General features: G+C 67.1%; 15 protein-coding genes. 7 read left to right on the forward strand and 8 right to left on the reverse strand.

What is annotated here, in order from left to right; all coding sequences use genetic code 11:
- The first annotated feature begins 32 nt into the window (after nucleotides 1–32).
- A complete protein-coding gene (locus tag WFK36_RS10000; protein ID WP_008379266.1) occupies nucleotides 33–2057 on the forward strand; it encodes a PTS fructose transporter subunit IIABC in 2025 nt (674 codons plus the stop codon).
- 50 nt (nucleotides 2058–2107) lie between these two features.
- Nucleotides 2108–2368 carry an HPr family phosphocarrier protein gene (locus tag WFK36_RS10005; RefSeq protein WP_008379267.1) on the forward strand — a complete coding sequence of 87 codons (261 nt, stop codon included), beginning with the start codon at nucleotides 2108–2110 and terminating at the stop codon, nucleotides 2366–2368.
- A gap of 61 nt (nucleotides 2369–2429) precedes the next feature.
- On the opposite strand, the gene hflX is transcribed toward WFK36_RS10005, so the two are convergent.
- The 4 genes from hflX to WFK36_RS10025 all read right to left on the reverse strand — a co-directional run bounded on the left by hflX (nucleotide 2430) and on the right by WFK36_RS10025 (nucleotide 6400).
- Nucleotides 2430–3839: a GTPase HflX gene (gene hflX, locus WFK36_RS10010; protein WP_336791521.1), complete on the reverse strand. Its 1410-nt coding sequence runs from the start codon at nucleotides 3837–3839 to the stop codon at nucleotides 2430–2432.
- 62 nt (nucleotides 3840–3901) lie between these two features.
- The gene (gene dapF, locus WFK36_RS10015) at nucleotides 3902–4801 is read right to left on the reverse strand and encodes a diaminopimelate epimerase (protein ID WP_336791522.1); all 900 of its coding nucleotides are present in this window, start codon (nucleotides 4799–4801) and stop codon (nucleotides 3902–3904) included.
- A 10-nt stretch (nucleotides 4802–4811) separates the two neighbouring features.
- On the reverse strand, nucleotides 4812–5726 hold the full coding sequence (gene miaA / locus WFK36_RS10020; RefSeq protein ID WP_336791523.1) for a tRNA (adenosine(37)-N6)-dimethylallyltransferase MiaA: 915 nt from the start codon (nucleotides 5724–5726) through the stop codon (nucleotides 4812–4814).
- A complete protein-coding gene (locus WFK36_RS10025) occupies nucleotides 5711–6400 on the reverse strand; it encodes a class III extradiol ring-cleavage dioxygenase family protein (RefSeq protein ID WP_336791524.1) in 690 nt (229 codons plus the stop codon). The genes miaA and WFK36_RS10025 overlap by 16 nt, the downstream gene beginning before the upstream one ends.
- Before the next feature lie 139 nt (nucleotides 6401–6539).
- On the opposite strand from WFK36_RS10025, the gene WFK36_RS10030 reads away from it, so the two are divergent.
- Nucleotides 6540–7871 carry a DUF349 domain-containing protein gene (locus WFK36_RS10030; RefSeq protein ID WP_336791525.1) on the forward strand — a complete coding sequence of 444 codons (1332 nt, stop codon included), beginning with the start codon at nucleotides 6540–6542 and terminating at the stop codon, nucleotides 7869–7871.
- Between the two features lie 24 nt (nucleotides 7872–7895).
- Here WFK36_RS10030 and WFK36_RS10035 read toward each other — a convergent pair whose 3' ends face one another.
- Together WFK36_RS10035 and miaB are read right to left on the reverse strand one after the other, a co-directional pair.
- A complete protein-coding gene (locus WFK36_RS10035; RefSeq protein ID WP_008379273.1) occupies nucleotides 7896–8489 on the reverse strand; it encodes an Rv2732c family membrane protein in 594 nt (197 codons plus the stop codon).
- Nucleotides 8486–9985, reverse strand: a complete 1500-nt coding sequence (gene miaB, locus WFK36_RS10040) for a tRNA (N6-isopentenyl adenosine(37)-C2)-methylthiotransferase MiaB (RefSeq protein ID WP_008379274.1) — start codon at nucleotides 9983–9985, stop codon at nucleotides 8486–8488. Before miaB ends, WFK36_RS10035 begins: the two co-directional genes overlap by 4 nt.
- Before the next feature lie 155 nt (nucleotides 9986–10140).
- Here miaB and WFK36_RS10045 point away from each other — a divergent pair, with 155 nt between their 5' ends.
- Genes WFK36_RS10045 through WFK36_RS10060 form a run of 4 tightly spaced genes read left to right on the forward strand, consistent with a single transcriptional unit; the run spans nucleotide 10141 to nucleotide 13427 of the window.
- Nucleotides 10141–10869, forward strand: coding sequence for an amino acid ABC transporter ATP-binding protein (locus tag WFK36_RS10045; RefSeq protein WP_157435990.1), 729 nt, complete (start codon nucleotides 10141–10143; stop codon nucleotides 10867–10869).
- A 1-nt stretch (nucleotide 10870) separates the two neighbouring features.
- The gene (locus tag WFK36_RS10050) at nucleotides 10871–11869 is read left to right on the forward strand and encodes a glutamate ABC transporter substrate-binding protein (protein WP_336791526.1); all 999 of its coding nucleotides are present in this window, start codon (nucleotides 10871–10873) and stop codon (nucleotides 11867–11869) included.
- Nucleotides 11869–12552 (forward strand): amino acid ABC transporter permease, encoded by a 684-nt coding sequence (locus WFK36_RS10055; RefSeq protein WP_008379277.1) that lies wholly within the window; start codon nucleotides 11869–11871, stop codon nucleotides 12550–12552. The genes WFK36_RS10050 and WFK36_RS10055 overlap by 1 nt, the downstream gene beginning before the upstream one ends.
- On the forward strand, nucleotides 12549–13427 hold the full coding sequence (locus WFK36_RS10060; protein WP_336791928.1) for an amino acid ABC transporter permease: 879 nt from the start codon (nucleotides 12549–12551) through the stop codon (nucleotides 13425–13427). The genes WFK36_RS10055 and WFK36_RS10060 overlap by 4 nt, the downstream gene beginning before the upstream one ends.
- A 4-nt stretch (nucleotides 13428–13431) precedes the next feature.
- On the opposite strand, the gene WFK36_RS10065 is transcribed toward WFK36_RS10060, so the two are convergent.
- Together WFK36_RS10065 and recA are read right to left on the reverse strand one after the other, a co-directional pair.
- Nucleotides 13432–13944: a regulatory protein RecX gene (locus WFK36_RS10065; RefSeq protein ID WP_336791527.1), complete on the reverse strand. Its 513-nt coding sequence runs from the start codon at nucleotides 13942–13944 to the stop codon at nucleotides 13432–13434.
- 8 nt (nucleotides 13945–13952) lie between these two features.
- A complete protein-coding gene (gene recA, locus WFK36_RS10070) occupies nucleotides 13953–14999 on the reverse strand; it encodes a recombinase RecA (protein WP_008379280.1) in 1047 nt (348 codons plus the stop codon).
- Nucleotides 15000–15180: the final 181 nt, after the last annotated feature.

Below are 15180 nucleotides of genomic sequence, written 5' to 3' on the forward strand. Positions count from 1 at the left end.
CCCCTCCCCGCCCCACAGCAAGGTAGAAGACAATGTCCGATCCCATCATCGCTCCATCGCTGGTGCTGCTCGACGCCGACGCGGGCGCCGACACCGAGGCTGTAGTCCGCACCCTCGCGGCGCTCGTCGGTGACGCCGGCCGCTCCGCAGACCCGTCCGATCTCATCGCTGGTGCGCTCGCCCGCGAGGCGAGCTCCCCGACCGGATTGCCGGGCGGCATCGCGATCCCCCACGCTCGCGCGGAATCGGTCACCTCCGCGACTCTCGCGATGGCCCGACTGTCCCGCCCCGTCGACTTCGGAGCGAAGGACGGACCGGCGGACATCGTCTTCTTGATCGCTGCGCCCGCCGGCGCGGGCAGCGAGCACATGAAGGTGCTCAGCGCCCTCGCACGCGCTCTGGTCCGCCCGGAGTTCGTCCAGAGCCTGCGCGACGCACCCGACGACACCACGATCGTAGAGCTCGTCACCGACGCCGTCACTCCGAAACCGGCCGCTCCGGCTCCTGCTCCAGAACCCGCTTCCGAGCCGACGGGCAAGACGTCGATTCTCGCGATCACAGCCTGCCCCACCGGCATCGCCCACACCTACATGGCCGCGGACGCCCTCAAACTCGCCGCCGAACGGGCCGACGTCGATTTCGCCGTCGAGACGCAGGGATCCAGCGGGACCACACCGTTCACCGCGGCCCAACTGTCCGCTGCAGACGCGGTGATCTTCGCGACCGACGTCGGTGTGAAGGGCCGCGAGCGGTTCGCCGGCAAACCGGTGATCGAGTCCGGCGTCAAGCGCGCGATCAACGAACCCGACACCATGATCGGCGAAGCGGTGGCAGCGTCCACCGACCCGCACGCACGTCGCGTCGCGGCCGGTGACGGCGCCGACGCCACGAGTGAGACGAACGACGGCGGCATCGGCGTCGGCGGACGCCTGAAGCAGGCGCTGCTGACCGGCGTCAGCTACATGATCCCCTTCGTCGCGGCAGGCGGTCTGCTCATCGCTCTCGGATTCCTGATCGCCGGATACGAGATCGGAAACTCACACGGCGACTCGGGCCTGTCGAACGGCGCGTACGTCGCGCTCAACAACACCCTCTGGGACCTGCCTTCGGGAGGGCTCGCCGAGTACATCGGCGGCGTCAGCTTCGCGGTGGGCGGTGCCGCGATGGGCCTGATGGTCGCCGTCCTCGCCGGCTACATCTCGTACGCGATCGCCGATCGGCCAGGCCTGGCGCCGGGTTTCACCGCCGGTGTCATCGCCGTCACGGTCGGCTCCGGATTCATCGGCGGCGTCGTCGGAGGTCTGATCGCGGGTGTCGTCGCGCTGTGGCTCTCGAAGCTTCCGCTCCCGCAGTGGGCTCGTGGACTGCAGCCGGTGGTGATCATTCCGCTGCTCGGCACGCTGATCACCGGCGCGATCATGTACATGCTGCTCGCCGGTCCCCTGTCGTGGGTGAACACTTCGCTCGAGGACGCTCTCAACTCGATGTCGGGCAGTTCCAAGGTGATCCTCGGCATCGTCATCGGCCTGATGATGTGCTTCGACCTCGGTGGCCCGGTGAACAAGGCCGCATACGCGGTGGGCGTGGCCGGTCTCGCCGCCGCCGACGCCGGCGCAGGCCAGTGGCAGTTCATGGCGGCAGTGATGGCCGCGGGCATGGTCCCGCCGCTGGCTCTGGCGCTCGCGACCACGCTCCGACCGAGTCTGTTCACCGAACCCGAGCGAGAGAACGGCAAAGCGGCGTGGCTGCTCGGCGCGTCATTCATCTCCGAAGGCGCCATCCCGTTCGCGGCGGCAGACCCGTTGCGCGTGATCCCGTCGATGATGCTCGGCGGCGCCGTCACCGGCGGCCTGTCGATGGCGCTCGGCGCCGAACTGCGTGCGCCGCACGGCGGCGTCTTCGTGCTCTTCGCGATGAACGGAACGTGGTGGAAGTTCCTGATCGCTATCCTCGTTGGCATGGTTGTCTCCGCGTTCGCGGTGATCGCCGCCAAGCAGATCAAGCCACGCGCCACCGACGACGCAGCGGACACCGCTCCCGCCGCCGCCACCGCCTGACTCCGACTCCGCTTGACCCTGAAGTAAAAACAATCCGAAAGGCGCACCACATGCCCAGCACCACCGTGACCGTCGGCTCCGCAGTCGGTCTCCACGCTCGCCCGGCGACTCTGATCGCAGAAGCCGCGGCCGCCCTCGGCTCGTCGGTCACCCTCGCCGCAGACGGCGGTGACCCGGTCGACGCTGGCAGTGCGCTGATGATCATGACGCTCGGCGCCGAGAAGGGCGCGACGATCACCGTCGAGAGCGACGACCAGGCCGCCGTGGACACCATCGCGGCTCTGGTCGCGAAGGACCTCGACGCCGAATAGAGCTTCTCTTTCGACACGAACACCGAAGGCGCCCGCATCCGTGCGGGCGCCTTCGGTGTTCCTAAACGATGAGGTCCTCGAGTTCTCCCGCCAGCGCGGACGGCATGCGCACGTGCAGACGAGTGCCGTCGGCGTTGTGCTCGGTCGACAGCACATGCGCGTACTGGTGGAGCCGCGAGATCACCTCGCCCCGGGCGAACGGGACCTGGAGGTCTGCTTCGACGTCGTCACGCTGGACGAACGCGGTGATGCGGTCGAACAGGCCGGGCAGCCCTTCGCCCGTGCGCGCCGACACGAAGACCGCGTCGGGGAACTCCGCACGCAGGGTGGTCATGCGCACATCGTCGATCGCGTCGATCTTGTTGATCACCAACATCTCCGGCGGCGGCGGAAGCTTCTCCTCCTCGAGCACTTCGCGGAGCACCTGACGGACCGTGGAGATCTGCAGATCCGGGAAGGGGTCGGCGCCGTCGACGACGTGGATCAGCAGATCCGCGTCGACCGCCTCTTCGAGCGTCGACCGGAACGCTTCGACGAGCTGAGTCGGCAGGTGTCGGACGAAACCGACGGTGTCGGTGAAGACCACTTCGTGGCCGTCGGCGAGTTCCGCGCGGCGGGTCGTCGGGTCGAGAGTGGCGAACAGCGCGTCCTGCACCAGCACGCCGGCCCCGGTCATGGCGTTGACCAGGCTCGACTTGCCCGCATTCGTGTAGCCGACCACGGTGAGCGCGGGAACGGTGCCCCGGCGGCGGGCCGCTCGTTTCACGGTGCGCGCGGTCTTCATGCCGCGGATCTCCTTGCGGAGCTTGGCCATTCGTTCACGAATCCGGCGGCGGTCGGTCTCGATCTTGGTCTCACCGGGCCCGCGGAGGCCGACGCCTCCGTTGCTGCCGGCACGACCGCCGGCCTGGCGGGACATCGACTCGCCCCAGCCGCGCAGACGCGGGAGCATGTACTCCATCTGGGCGAGGGACACCTGTGCCTTGCCCTCGCGCGACGTGGCGTGCTGGGCGAAGATGTCGAGGATCAGGGCCGTGCGGTCGATCACCTTGACCTTGACGACCTTTTCGAGCGCGGTCAGCTGAGCGGGAGTCAGCTCGCCGTCGCAGACGACGGTGTCGGCGCCGGTGGCGAGGACGACCTCGCGGACCTCCTGTGCCTTGCCGGACCCGAGGTACGTCGCCGGGTCGGGTTTGGACCGCCGTTGGAACAGGGCTTCGAGAACCTCGGAGCCCGCGGTCTCGGCAAGTGCAGCGAGTTCGGCGAGGCTGGCTTCGGCCTGCGCGAGTGTGCCGGACGTCCAGACGCCGACGAGCACGACGCGCTCGAGTCGGAGCTGGCGGTACTCGACCTCGGTGACGTCGTCGAGTTCGGTGGACAGTCCGACGACACGTTGCAGTGACGCGCGATCGTCGAGCGCGAGTTCACCGGTGGTGGGATGTTCGGGGGTGTCGATGTGAGTTTCAGTCATTCTGTGCACCATTGTGCCCGGTGAGGCAGGGACGATGCACGTGAGTTTCCCGGCCGGGCCGTCTAGAGGACCGCCCAGCCGGGATTGAGCTCGCCGCGGGCCACAAGCCGGGACGGTCCACGGAGGACGGCAGCGCCGTCGGCGACGGTCACCACGACGTCACCGCCGGGAATCGTGATGCCAACGACTCCGGCGTCGCGCCCGATCCCGTGGAGCGCGGCGCTCGCCGCCGCGACGAGGCCGGTGCCGCACGATCGTGTCTCCCCCACGCCCCGCTCGAACACCCGCATGTGCGCGGTGAAGTCGACGTCGGATTCTGATGGTGCGAGCGGCGTCAGGATCTCCACATTGGCGCCGTTCGGAAACACGTCGGCATCGAGCTGCGCTCCGGTCGTCAAATCCAACGCAGCGAGTGAGTCGACGGTGAGGCCCTCGACGACACACGCCAGGTGCGGATTGCCGACGTCGACTCGCTCACCGATGTAACGGCCTCCGGCGATCCCGACCGCGCTCGGTCCGTCGAGTCGCACATGGCCCATCGCGACACTCACATCGGCGTCGACAGCGTCGAAGCGGTGGACCACCACCGGCCGAGACCCGGCCCGCGAACCGACGGGGAACGTGTCCGAGTCGACGAGCCCGGCCGCCCGACAGTAATGGGCGAACACGCGGACCCCGTTGCCGCACATCTCGGCGATCGATCCGTCGGCGTTGCGGTAGTCCATGAACCAGTCGTCGGCAGCGACACCGTCCGGCAGTGCGTCGATCACGCCTGCACCGACGAGTGCACCGGCGGTGGCCACGCGCAGCACTCCGTCGGCGCCGATGCCTCGCTGCCGGTCGCACAGTGCGCTCACCAGCTCGGTCGTCAGATCGACGGAGACCGTCGGGTCCGGGATCACCACGAAGTCGTTCTGGGTTCCATGGCCTTTGACGAACGAGAGTGCGGGCGCGGCAGTCATGCAGGCGATTTTACCTGTCGAGCGCCCGGAGGGCTTCGGCGAACAGTGTCGGCGACGCCGCATCAAGCCAGATCGCGCGGTGATCGCGCCGGAACCAGGACCGCTGTCTGCGGACGTAGCGGCGAGTGCCGATGAACGTCAGCTCCTGTGCCGTGTCCAGATCGTACTCGCCGTCGAGGTGAGCGAGCATCTGTGCGTACCCGATCGCCTGCGATGCGGTCTTCCCGTCGCGCAGGCCCCGCTCACACAGTGCGACGACCTCGTCGCGGAAGCCCGACGCGAACATCTGGGCCGTCCGCTCCTCGATCCGCGCGTCGAGCACGTCCCGCTCGCGGTCGATCGCCAGGATTCTTGTGCCCCAACGCGGTTCCCCGATGGTCGGCGCGGAGGCCGCGAACGGCCGGCCGGTGATCTCGACGACTTCGAGCGCCCGCACGATCCGTCTGCCGTCCGTGTCGAGGATCGTCGACGCCGCGGCGGGGTCGACCTCGCCGAGGCGCGCGTGCAGCGCGAGTGACCCGATGCGGTCGAGCTCCGCCTCGTATCGAGCTCTCACCTGCGCATCGGTGGCGGGAAACTCCCAGTCGTCGAGCAGTCCCTGCACGTACATCATCGATCCGCCGACGATGACCGGCGTGACGTCGTCCGCCAACAGCCGCTCGATCACCACGGTCGCCGCAACCTTGTACCCCGCGACCGTCGCCGTCTCGGTGACGTCGAGTACGTCGAACAGGTGATGAGGTATGCCGCGACGCTCGTCGACCGGCGGCTTCGCGGTCCCGATGTCCATCCCACGGTATTGAGCCATCGCGTCGACGTTGACGATCTGCCCGCCGAACCGCTCGGCGAGGTCGAGGGCCAGTGCCGACTTCCCGCTGGCCGTCGGCCCGACGATCGCGATCGGGGCAATCACCGGGGAGTCCATGTGGCGACCGTGTACCCGACACCGAGCGGCGCATCCGCGTACCGGAGCTCTGACGTCATCTCGTGGCCTCGCGCCAACGCCGCGAGGACCTGCAGAGCGACTCGCCCACCCACGCCGTCGGCCTCGCACGCCGCGGGATCAAGAGCGGCCAACGCCTCCAGATCGACCGAAGCGATCGCGTCGTCGACGGTTCGCTGCAGCGCGTGCGCAGATGGGCGGTCGCCACCGCCCGGTGCCGACGGCGTCAACGCGGTGGCGCCGTCGGCGACGACCAACACGCCGACCGGGATCGGGTAGTCGCCGATGCTCTTGGCGAGGTCGAACCCGGCCGACGCAGCCTCCTGCGGCGTCCACAATGGATCCACCACAAGCGGCCGGATGGACGCTGCCGGCGACGTCTCACCGCGCAGCCATGCGGCGATCAGTATCGACAGCGGAGACCGCTCGTCGTCGCCTCCGGCCCGGAGCGTCACCGGAACGTCGACGCCGTAGGACGAGAAACGCCTGTTCGGACCGTCGGCGCCGATCGCCACCCACCTCTCCGCCGCGGTGCCGAGACTCTCCGCGGCCGCCAGTGCAGCTGCGCGGACGTCGATCACCTCGGGCGCATCCGGACCGGACAATTCGGGGAGCAGAACCGGAGCACTCGGGACGATCGCAACCTGGGCAAGCATGGGACCGACCGTACCGGCATCGCCGCAGCTTTACCCAAATCTGCGGTGGGCGGCCCCGCGCCTGGATCTGACCTGCTTGAATGAAGTCCGTAGTGATCGGCAGCCGTGACGCGCGGCGATAGCAGTAGGGACACCCGAGATGACCAACCCGACCCCAGCCCCCAAGCCAGGTCCGTCGACGTCCGGGCCGAAGCCCGGCCCTCGTCCGCACGGTGCCCCGACCCCCGCGGTCCCGGTGCACCACGTAGCCGTCGGCGATCCGTCCAAGCACGGCCGCATCGACGCGGACGGAACCGTGTGGCTGATCACCTCGTCGGGCGAACGCAGTATCGGGTCGTGGCAGGCGGGAACCGTCGACGAGGGGCTGGCCCACTTCGCGCGCAAGTTCGCCGACCTCGCGACCGAGGTCGAGATCCTGGAGGAACGTCTTGCGGCGCGGTCCGGTGATCCCCGCAAGACACAGACCGCCGCGGCCCACCTCCTTGAAGAGCTGCCGAACGCTCAGGTCATCGGCGACGTCGACGAACTCGCCGCACGCCTGGGCGGCATCGTCGCGAGTGCCGACGGCGTCGCCGAGGAGGTGAAGGCCGAACGCGGTGAACAGCGCGCGGCGGCGATCGCCCGCAAGGAGGAACTCGCCTCGGAGGCCGAGCAGATCGGTTCCGAGGGCACGTCGTGGAAGACCGGCGGCGACCGTCTACGCGCCATCCTCGACGAGTGGAAGACGATCAAGGGCGTCGACCGCAAGACGGACGACGCGCTGTGGAAGCGGTTCTCCAAGGCGCGCGACGCGTTCAATCGTCGGCGCGGCGCGTACTTCGCCGACCTCGATCGGGAACGTGCGGGCGCCAAGTCGCGCAAGGAGGAACTGATCGCTCAGGCTGAGGCCCTCTCGTCATCCACCGACTGGGGGCCCACCGCGGGCCGCTTCCGCGATCTCCTGCAGGAGTGGAAGGCCGCAGGGCGAGCGCCCCGCGACGCCGACGAAGCCCTGTGGGTGCGCTTCAAGGCAGCACAGGACGTCTTCTTCGCGGCGCGGAACGCCGTCAACTCCGAACGCGACGCCGAGTTCGCTGAGAACGCGAAGGTCAAGCTCGAACTCCTCACCGAGGCCGAGGCGTCCATCGATCCGGAGAAGGACCTCGAAGCGGCACGTACTCAGTTCCGCGCGTTCCGCGACAAGTGGGAGGAGATCGGCAAGGTCCCCCGCGAGCAGATGCACGCTCTCGAAGGTCGCGTCCGCGCTCTCGAGAAGGCGCTGCGCGACGCGGAGGACGCCGACTGGAGCCGCACCGATCCCGAAGCGCAGGCACGTGCCGCGCAGTTCACCGAGCGCGCCGAGAAGCTCGAAGAGCAGGCGGCGAAGGCAGCCGAGGCAGGCAAGGACCGGGACGCCGCGAAGTTCCGCGAGCAGGCAGCGCAGTGGCGCGACTGGGCGGGCACCGCTCAGTCCGCACTCTCCGACCGGTAGCCGGTCGAAGTCGGGCGCCGGGCGTCAGTTGCCTCCGGTGCCCGACTTCCGCTGGAGAGCCAGACCCGCTGCTTCCTGCTCCGCCGCCTTCTCGCGGCGCTCTGCCTCCAATGCGAGGTGGTAGTTGCTGCGGGCCCACACTGTGCGCGACCAGTGGAACGTCAGCACGATCACGGCGAACCAGCCGAGGAGCAGTCCGATCCCCGCACCCGACGGCACTGTCCAGTCGGCGACGCCGACCGTGTTCCGCGTCCAGATCGCAAGCATGCCGGCAACGGATGCCACGGCGGAGCCGCACAGCGCGAGCCAGGCCAGCACCCACCGGCGGGTCAGCAGTGCGACGATCGAGAAGCCGATCCCGAAGATCACCAGCAGGTAGACGAACACGCGCGACGGAAGCGCGATCGCTTCGGCGTGCGCGGTGTCCGACATCGTCATCACGTCGAGCCCGTTGGCCGCGCCCGCATGCGGCAGAATCACCGACAGCAGTGCGACCAGCACGCAGACGGCCACGACCACGGCACGCGCGCCGGGATCGATCTCGCCCGCGACCTTCTGCTCGGCCTTCTTCAGGTCGTCTTCGTATTCGCCGAACGTCGACGTCTCGTCCGCACTCATGCGCATCCTCCAGTTCCGCAGGCCGAAGCCGTTTCGATGATCGGCGACGCGCCGACCATCGGCATGCCGAGTCCCACGCCGACCGGCGCCGTCGTGGGTGTGGTTCCCGCCTGATGGGCGTCGCCCGCCCGAGTCCGCCGGACCGAGGCGACGCCGGCGTCGGCGATCAAGTGGTGTGGTGCGGCCTCGGTGATCGTGCTCGTCACGATGTCGCCCGGCCGGACAGCGGTGCGGTCGTCGACGGCGAAGTGCACCAAGCGACCATCTCGTGCGCGGCCCGTCATCCGGCCCGTCGCCGAACTCTTGCGGCCCTCGTCCGCGACGACGAGCAACTCCACGTCAGTGCCGACGAGTTCTTCGTTCGCTTCCAGGCAGATCCGTTCCTGCAGCTTGATGAGACGCTGATACCGCTCGGTCACCACCTCCTGCGGAACCTGATCGGCCATGGTCGCAGCGGGCGTGCCGGGACGCGCCGAATACTGGAACGTGAACGCGCTGGAGAAACGGGCCTTCTCGACGACGTCGAGGGTCTCGGCGAAGTCCTCCTCGGTCTCGCCGGGGAACCCGACGATGATGTCGGTCGTGATCGCGGCGTGCGGCATCGCCTCGCGGACACGTTCGAGGATGCCGAGGTACTTGGCCTTGCGGTAGCTCCGTCGCATCGCCTTGAGCACCCGGTCGGAACCCGACTGCAAAGGCATGTGCAGCTGCGGGCACACGTTGGGAGTCTGCGCCATCGCCTCGATCACGTCGTCGGTGAACTCAGCGGGGTGGGGCGACGTGAAGCGGACGCGCTCGAGGCCCTCGATGTCCCCGCACGCGCGGAGCAGCTCGGCGAACGCACCGCGGTTGCGCGGTGTGTCCGGGTCGGCGAACGACATGCCGTAGGCGTTGACGTTCTGACCGAGCAACGTCACCTCGAGCACCCCCTGATCGACGAGCGCCTGCACTTCGGCCAGCACGTCGCCCGGCCGACGATCGACCTCCTTGCCGCGCAGTGACGGGACGATGCAGAACGTGCAGGTGTTGTTGCAGCCGACCGACACCGACACCCAGCCCGAGTACGCCGAGTCTCGACGTGCGGGCAGAGTCGACGGGAAGGTCTCGAGCGAATCGAGGATCTCGACCTGCGCCTCCTCGTTGTGCCTGGCGCGGTCGAGCAATGCGGGCAGCGATCCGATGTTGTGTGTGCCGAACACGACGTCCACCCAGGGCGCCTTCTTCAGGACGACGTCCTTGTCCTTCTGCGCAAGACACCCGCCGACGGCGATCTGCATGCCCGGCCGAGCGGACTTCACCGGTGCCAGGTGCGACAGGTTGCCGTACAGCTTGTTGTCGGCGTTCTCGCGGATCGCGCAGGTGTTGAAGACGACGAGGTCTGCGTCGTCACCGTCGGGAGCGGCGACGTATCCGGCGTCCTCGAGAAGTCCCGCGATGCGCTCGGAATCGTGGACGTTCATCTGACACCCGTAGGTCCGTACCGAATACGACTTCATCGCTGCACTGCTCACCCCTCCAGATTACGTGGCGGGGCAAATCGACCGGACGCCGATCTTTACACGTCTGAAACACAGTTCTTCGCCCGTCCTGCAGACCTGTGGCCGTTGCCACAACTACGTTGGTACACATGAACGACTCGAACGTCACACCGATGATCTCGATGACGCATGTTCAGAAGCACTATGGCGACCTCCATGTGCTGCAAGACATCACGATCGAGATCCCACGCGGCCAAGTGGTCGTCGTGCTCGGGCCTTCAGGCTCTGGCAAGTCGACTCTCTGCCGCACCATCAACCGACTCGAACCGATCGACAGCGGCGAGATCCGGATCGAAGGTGAGTTGCTTCCCGCCGAAGGCAAGGACCTGGCCCGACTGAGATCCGACGTCGGCATGGTCTTCCAGTCCTTCAACCTCTTCGCCCACAAGACGATCCTGCAGAACGTCACGATGGGCCCGACCAAAGTCCGCAAAGTCAGTTCGGCAGACGCCGAGAAGCACGCCCTCGAACTCCTCGACCGCGTCGGTGTCACGAAGCAGAAGGACAAGTACCCGGCGCAACTGTCGGGCGGGCAGCAGCAGCGCGTCGCGATCGCCCGCTCGCTCGCGATGGACCCGAAGGTGATCCTGTTCGACGAGCCGACGTCGGCGCTCGACCCCGAGATGGTCTCCGAAGTCCTCGACGTGATGGTGTCGTTGGCCCGCGAGGGCATGACGATGGTCGTGGTTACCCACGAGATGGGCTTCGCGCGCAAGGCCGCCGACCGGATCATCTTCATGGCCGACGGCGCAATCGTCGAGGACACCGATCCGGAGAGCTTCTTCACCGCACCGAAGTCCGAACGGGCCAGGGACTTCCTGTCCAAGATCCTGGGGCACTGACATGAGCAGACCCTCTCCCCTACGACGACTTGCGGTCGTCGCGGCGGTGATCGCCGTGCTGGCGACGGCACTGGCCGCATGCGGCAGTTCCGAACCGCGCAACCTGCTCGACTCGATCCGCAACGGCAAGGTGATCCTCGGAACCAAGTTCGATCAGCCTGGCATGGGCATGCAGAAGCCCGACGCATCAGTGGTCGGATTCGACCCCGAGGTGTCGGAGTTCGTGGTGAACCACATCGCAGACGAGCTCGGTGTCGCCCACCCGGAGATCTCGTGGCGCGAGACTCCGTCCGCCCAGCGCGAGACGCTGATCAACAACGGCGAGGTCGACATGATCGCCGCCACCTACTCCATCAACGCCGCACGCTCCAAGAAGGTGGCGTTCGCGGGCCCGTACCTCATCACCTATCAGGGACTCCTCGTTCGGCAGGACGACGACACTCTGACCTCGCTGACCGACCTCAACAACGGCAAGAAGCTCTGTTCGGTGTCCGGATCGACGCCCGCGCAGAACGTGAAGGCTCAGCTGAGCGGAGTCCAGCTGCAGGAGTACGACTCGTACTCGTCCTGTGTCGAGGCGTTGCGCCGAGGCAAAGTCGACGCGCTGACCACGGACGAGACGATCCTCGCCGGATACTCCAATCGGTACCCCGGGGAGTTCAAGCTCGTCTCGATGACCTACCCGAAGGACGCGTGTGTCAAGGACGCACTCAAGAAGGCCGGTGCGCCGTTCTCGAAGGAGCGGTACGGCATCGGCATGGCGCAGGAGTACCCGGAAGCGGTCGACGCCGTGAACAGGGCGCTCACGGCGATGCTCGTTGCGCCGCCCGGCGGCCAGTCCCCGTGGGAGATCGCGCTGCGCGAGAACCTCGGCGACAAGGACGTCGACGCGTTCGCCGCCCGCGCCGACGACCCGAAGGTCGACTACGACCTCCTGCCGACAGTCGGCGATCTCGAATTCTTGACAAGCAAGTCCACACCCTGTGAAGGAGCCGCCTGATGTCCACACTCTGGGACACCATGGGCCCGGCACTGTGGCCCGCCTTCTGGATGACGATCAAACTGACGCTGATCTCCGCCGTCGGAGCTCTCATCTGGGGAACGCTGCTCGCCGCGATGGCCGTGTCGCCCGTTCCCATCATGCGCGGGTTCGCAACGACCTACGTGAACATCGTCCGCAACACCCCGCTGACTCTGATCGTTCTGTTCTGTTCAGTCGGCCTGTACCAGAACCTGGGTCTGGCACTGGCGCCCGAGGACAGCGACTTCATCGTGAACAACAACTTCCGGCTCGCGATCCTCGCGTTCGTCCTCTACACGGCGACCTTCGTCTGCGAGACTCTCCGGTCCGGCATCAACACGGTTCCACTCGGGCAGGCCGAGGCCGCACGGTCACTCGGCATGTCGTTCCCGCAGGTGCTCGGACTTGTCGTCCTACCGCAGGCCATGCGGACGGTCATCGCACCGATGGGCTCGGTGCTCATCGCGCTCACCAAGAACACGACGATCGCATCGGTCATCGGTGTCGCTGAGGCGTCGCTGCTGATGAAGACCGAGCTGGAGACCAACGGCGACCAGATCATGGCGATCTTCGCGATCATCGCCGTCGGGTTCATGATCATCACCCTGTCGGAGGGCGCCGTCTTCGGATGGGCCGCCAAGCGATGGGCGGTCAAGCGATGAGCCAGCAGGCGACCGTCCTCTACGACGCACCGGGCCCACGCGCCCGCACTCGCAACATGATCAGCACCGTCGTCTTCCTGGCGTTGCTGGTGGCCGTGATCGTGTACATCGTCATGGCGTTGAACGACAACGGCCAGCTCACCTCGGAGAAGTGGGAGCCGTTCACGCAAGCCGGCACGTGGACCACGTGGATCCTCCCGGGCATCCTCGGCACGTTGAAGGCCGCGGTTCTCTCCGTCGTCTTCGCCCTGGTCCTCGGCGCGGTCCTCGGCGTCGGCCGTCTGTCCGACCACGCCTGGGTGCGGAAGGTCTCCGGCGTGCTCGTCGAAGTGTTCCGCGCGATCCCCGTGCTGATCCTGATCTACTTCGCGTACTACTTCTTCGCCGCCTACGCGGTGGTCCCGTCGTCGCAGTTGGCGTTCGCGGCCGTCGTCTTCGGTCTGACCTTCTACAACGGTTCGGTGATCGCCGAGATCCTCCGGGCGGGCATCGAATCGCTCCCGAAGGGGCAGGCCGAGGCCGCGAAGTCGATCGGCATGCGCAAGTCGCAGATGATGCGCCTGATCCTGCTCCCCCAGGCCGTGACCGCCATGCTGCCCGCACTCGTGTCGCAGATGGTCATCGCGCTGAAGGACAGCGCTCTCGGTTACGCGATCGGCTACATCGAGGTGGTCCGATCCGGGCAGAAGGCTGCGTCGTACTTCGGGAACTACCTGCCGTCGCTGATCGTGGTCGCGGTGATCATGATCGTGTTGAACTTCGCGCTCACCACGCTCGCTCGCCGCATGGAGCGGCGCCTTCGCGAGGGCAAGCGGAAGTCGGGCAAGCTGCCCGCGATCGACGCCGACGCACCGAAGGCCGACGTGGGCGGCTGATCGATCAGTCCCCGGCGTCCCGCCGGGCGGCGATCACGTCCTTCACCACGGACGTGATCACGTCCGGCGGGTACCCGCGGCGTCCGAGCGCCCCGGTCAGCCGACGGTACGCTTTCGCTCGCACTGCCGGGTCGGCGAGATCGTCGGCGTCGAATGTGAGCTTCTTCTCGGCGAGAGAGTACGCGATCTCGCGTTCGGCTTCGGCGTCGATCGTCTCGAGCGCCTGCGCGGCGACGTCGTCGTCGATTCCCTTGGTCCGAAGCTCCCGTTTGAGTGCGAGCCTGCCTCGTTGCGACGTCGCGCTGCGCGACCGGACCCACTGCTGCGCGAACTCTTCGTCGTCGAGCAGTTTCCACTCGTCCAGTCGAGTCATGGTCCGTTCGATCTCGTCCGGCGGGAACTCCCGTGCGACGAGCCGATCCTGCATCTCCTGACGACTGCGGGCCCGTGCACCGAGGAGCCGCAGTGCGGCGTCCCAGGCGGACGGGCCCGAGCCGGTGGATTTACGCTCCACCATGGACGAGGTCAGAAGTCGACGGGTTCGGGTGCGACGGCGTCGGCGTCGACTGCGTCACGGCGGCCGATGCCGAGCTTGTCCTTGATCTTGGTCTCGATCTCATTGGCGATGTCGGGATTCTCGATCAAGAAGGTACGGGCCTTCTCCTTGCCCTGGCCGAGCTGGTCGCCCTCGTAGGTGAACCACGAGCCGGACTTCCGGATGAAGCCCTCGGCGACGCCGAGATCGATCAGCGAGCCTTCGCGGCTGATGCCGTGTCCGTACAGGATGTCGAACTCGGCCTGCTTGAAGGGCGGCGCGACCTTGTTCTTGACGACCTTGACACGCGTGCGGTTGCCGACTGCGTCGGTGCCATCCTTCAGTGTCTCGATGCGACGCACGTCCAGGCGGACCGAAGCGTAGAACTTGAGCGCCTTGCCGCCGGTTGTGGTCTCCGGCGAGCCGAACATGACACCGATCTTCTCGCGAAGCTGGTTGATGAAGATCGCAGTGGTGTTCGAGTTGTTCAGACCGGAGGTCATCTTGCGGAGGGCCTGGCTCATGAGACGGGCCTGCAGGCCGACGTGACTGTCGCCCATCTCGCCTTCGATCTCGGCCTTCGGCACCAGAGCCGCGACGGAGTCGATGACGAGGATGTCCAGAGCGCCCGAGCGGATCAGCATGTCGGCGATCTCCAGCGCCTGCTCTCCGGTGTCCGGCTGGGACACGAGAAGCGCGTCGACGTCGACACCCAGCTTGGCCGCGTAGTCGGGATCGAGAGCGTGCTCGGCGTCGATGAACGCTGCGATGCCGCCTGCGGCCTGCGCGTTCGCGACCGCGTGGAGCGCAACCGTGGTCTTACCCGACGATTCCGGGCCGTAGACCTCCACGACGCGACCGCGGGGCAGACCCCCGATGCCCAGCGCGATGTCGAGCGCAACCGAACCGGTGGGGATCACCTCCATCGGCGGGCGGGTGTCTTCGCCCAGTCGCATGACCGAGCCCTTGCCGAAGTTCTTGTCGATCTGCGCGAGTGCGAGGTCGAGCGCCTTCTGTCGATCGGTGACGGGTGCCATGTTGGTCTCCTCGTTCTGGTCTTTCTCCGGCTCATCCGGCGGTTCTGTGACCACCGTAGAGCCGACCTCCGACAATTTTGTCGAGCCGTTCCGAGTCTGCGTCGTAGTGCTGATGTCCGGGACCTTGCTGATCGTCTTCATACAAGGTTGGACGCACGGAACGGTGATTCGGTTCCACTGC

The sequence above is a fragment of the Gordonia malaquae genome (genome assembly GCF_037148075.1).
In the GTDB taxonomy this organism is placed as follows: Bacteria; Actinomycetota; Actinomycetes; order Mycobacteriales; family Mycobacteriaceae; genus Gordonia; species Gordonia malaquae.

Coding starts and splice junctions, on each gene's coding strand:
- miaA (WP_336791523.1), bottom strand. CDS start 5,726: ATGGACTCCCCGGTGATTGCCCCGATCGCGATCGTCGGGCCGACGGCC.
- WFK36_RS10060 (WP_336791928.1), top strand. CDS start 12,549: ATGAGCCAGCAGGCGACCGTCCTCTACGACGCACCGGGCCCACGCGCC.
- WFK36_RS10050 (WP_336791526.1), top strand. CDS start 10,871: ATGAGCAGACCCTCTCCCCTACGACGACTTGCGGTCGTCGCGGCGGTG.
- WFK36_RS10030 (WP_336791525.1), top strand. CDS start 6,540: ATGACCAACCCGACCCCAGCCCCCAAGCCAGGTCCGTCGACGTCCGGG.
- miaB (WP_008379274.1), bottom strand. CDS start 9,985: ATGAAGTCGTATTCGGTACGGACCTACGGGTGTCAGATGAACGTCCAC.
- WFK36_RS10005 (WP_008379267.1), top strand. CDS start 2,108: ATGCCCAGCACCACCGTGACCGTCGGCTCCGCAGTCGGTCTCCACGCT.
- hflX (WP_336791521.1), bottom strand. CDS start 3,839: ATGACTGAAACTCACATCGACACCCCCGAACATCCCACCACCGGTGAA.
- recA (WP_008379280.1), bottom strand. CDS start 14,999: ATGGCACCCGTCACCGATCGACAGAAGGCGCTCGACCTCGCACTCGCG.
- WFK36_RS10025 (WP_336791524.1), bottom strand. CDS start 6,400: ATGCTTGCCCAGGTTGCGATCGTCCCGAGTGCTCCGGTTCTGCTCCCC.
- WFK36_RS10000 (WP_008379266.1), top strand. CDS start 33: ATGTCCGATCCCATCATCGCTCCATCGCTGGTGCTGCTCGACGCCGAC.
- dapF (WP_336791522.1), bottom strand. CDS start 4,801: ATGACTGCCGCGCCCGCACTCTCGTTCGTCAAAGGCCATGGAACCCAG.
- WFK36_RS10045 (WP_157435990.1), top strand. CDS start 10,141: ATGATCTCGATGACGCATGTTCAGAAGCACTATGGCGACCTCCATGTG.
- WFK36_RS10065 (WP_336791527.1), bottom strand. CDS start 13,944: ATGGTGGAGCGTAAATCCACCGGCTCGGGCCCGTCCGCCTGGGACGCC.
- WFK36_RS10035 (WP_008379273.1), bottom strand. CDS start 8,489: ATGAGTGCGGACGAGACGTCGACGTTCGGCGAATACGAAGACGACCTG.
- WFK36_RS10055 (WP_008379277.1), top strand. CDS start 11,869: ATGTCCACACTCTGGGACACCATGGGCCCGGCACTGTGGCCCGCCTTC.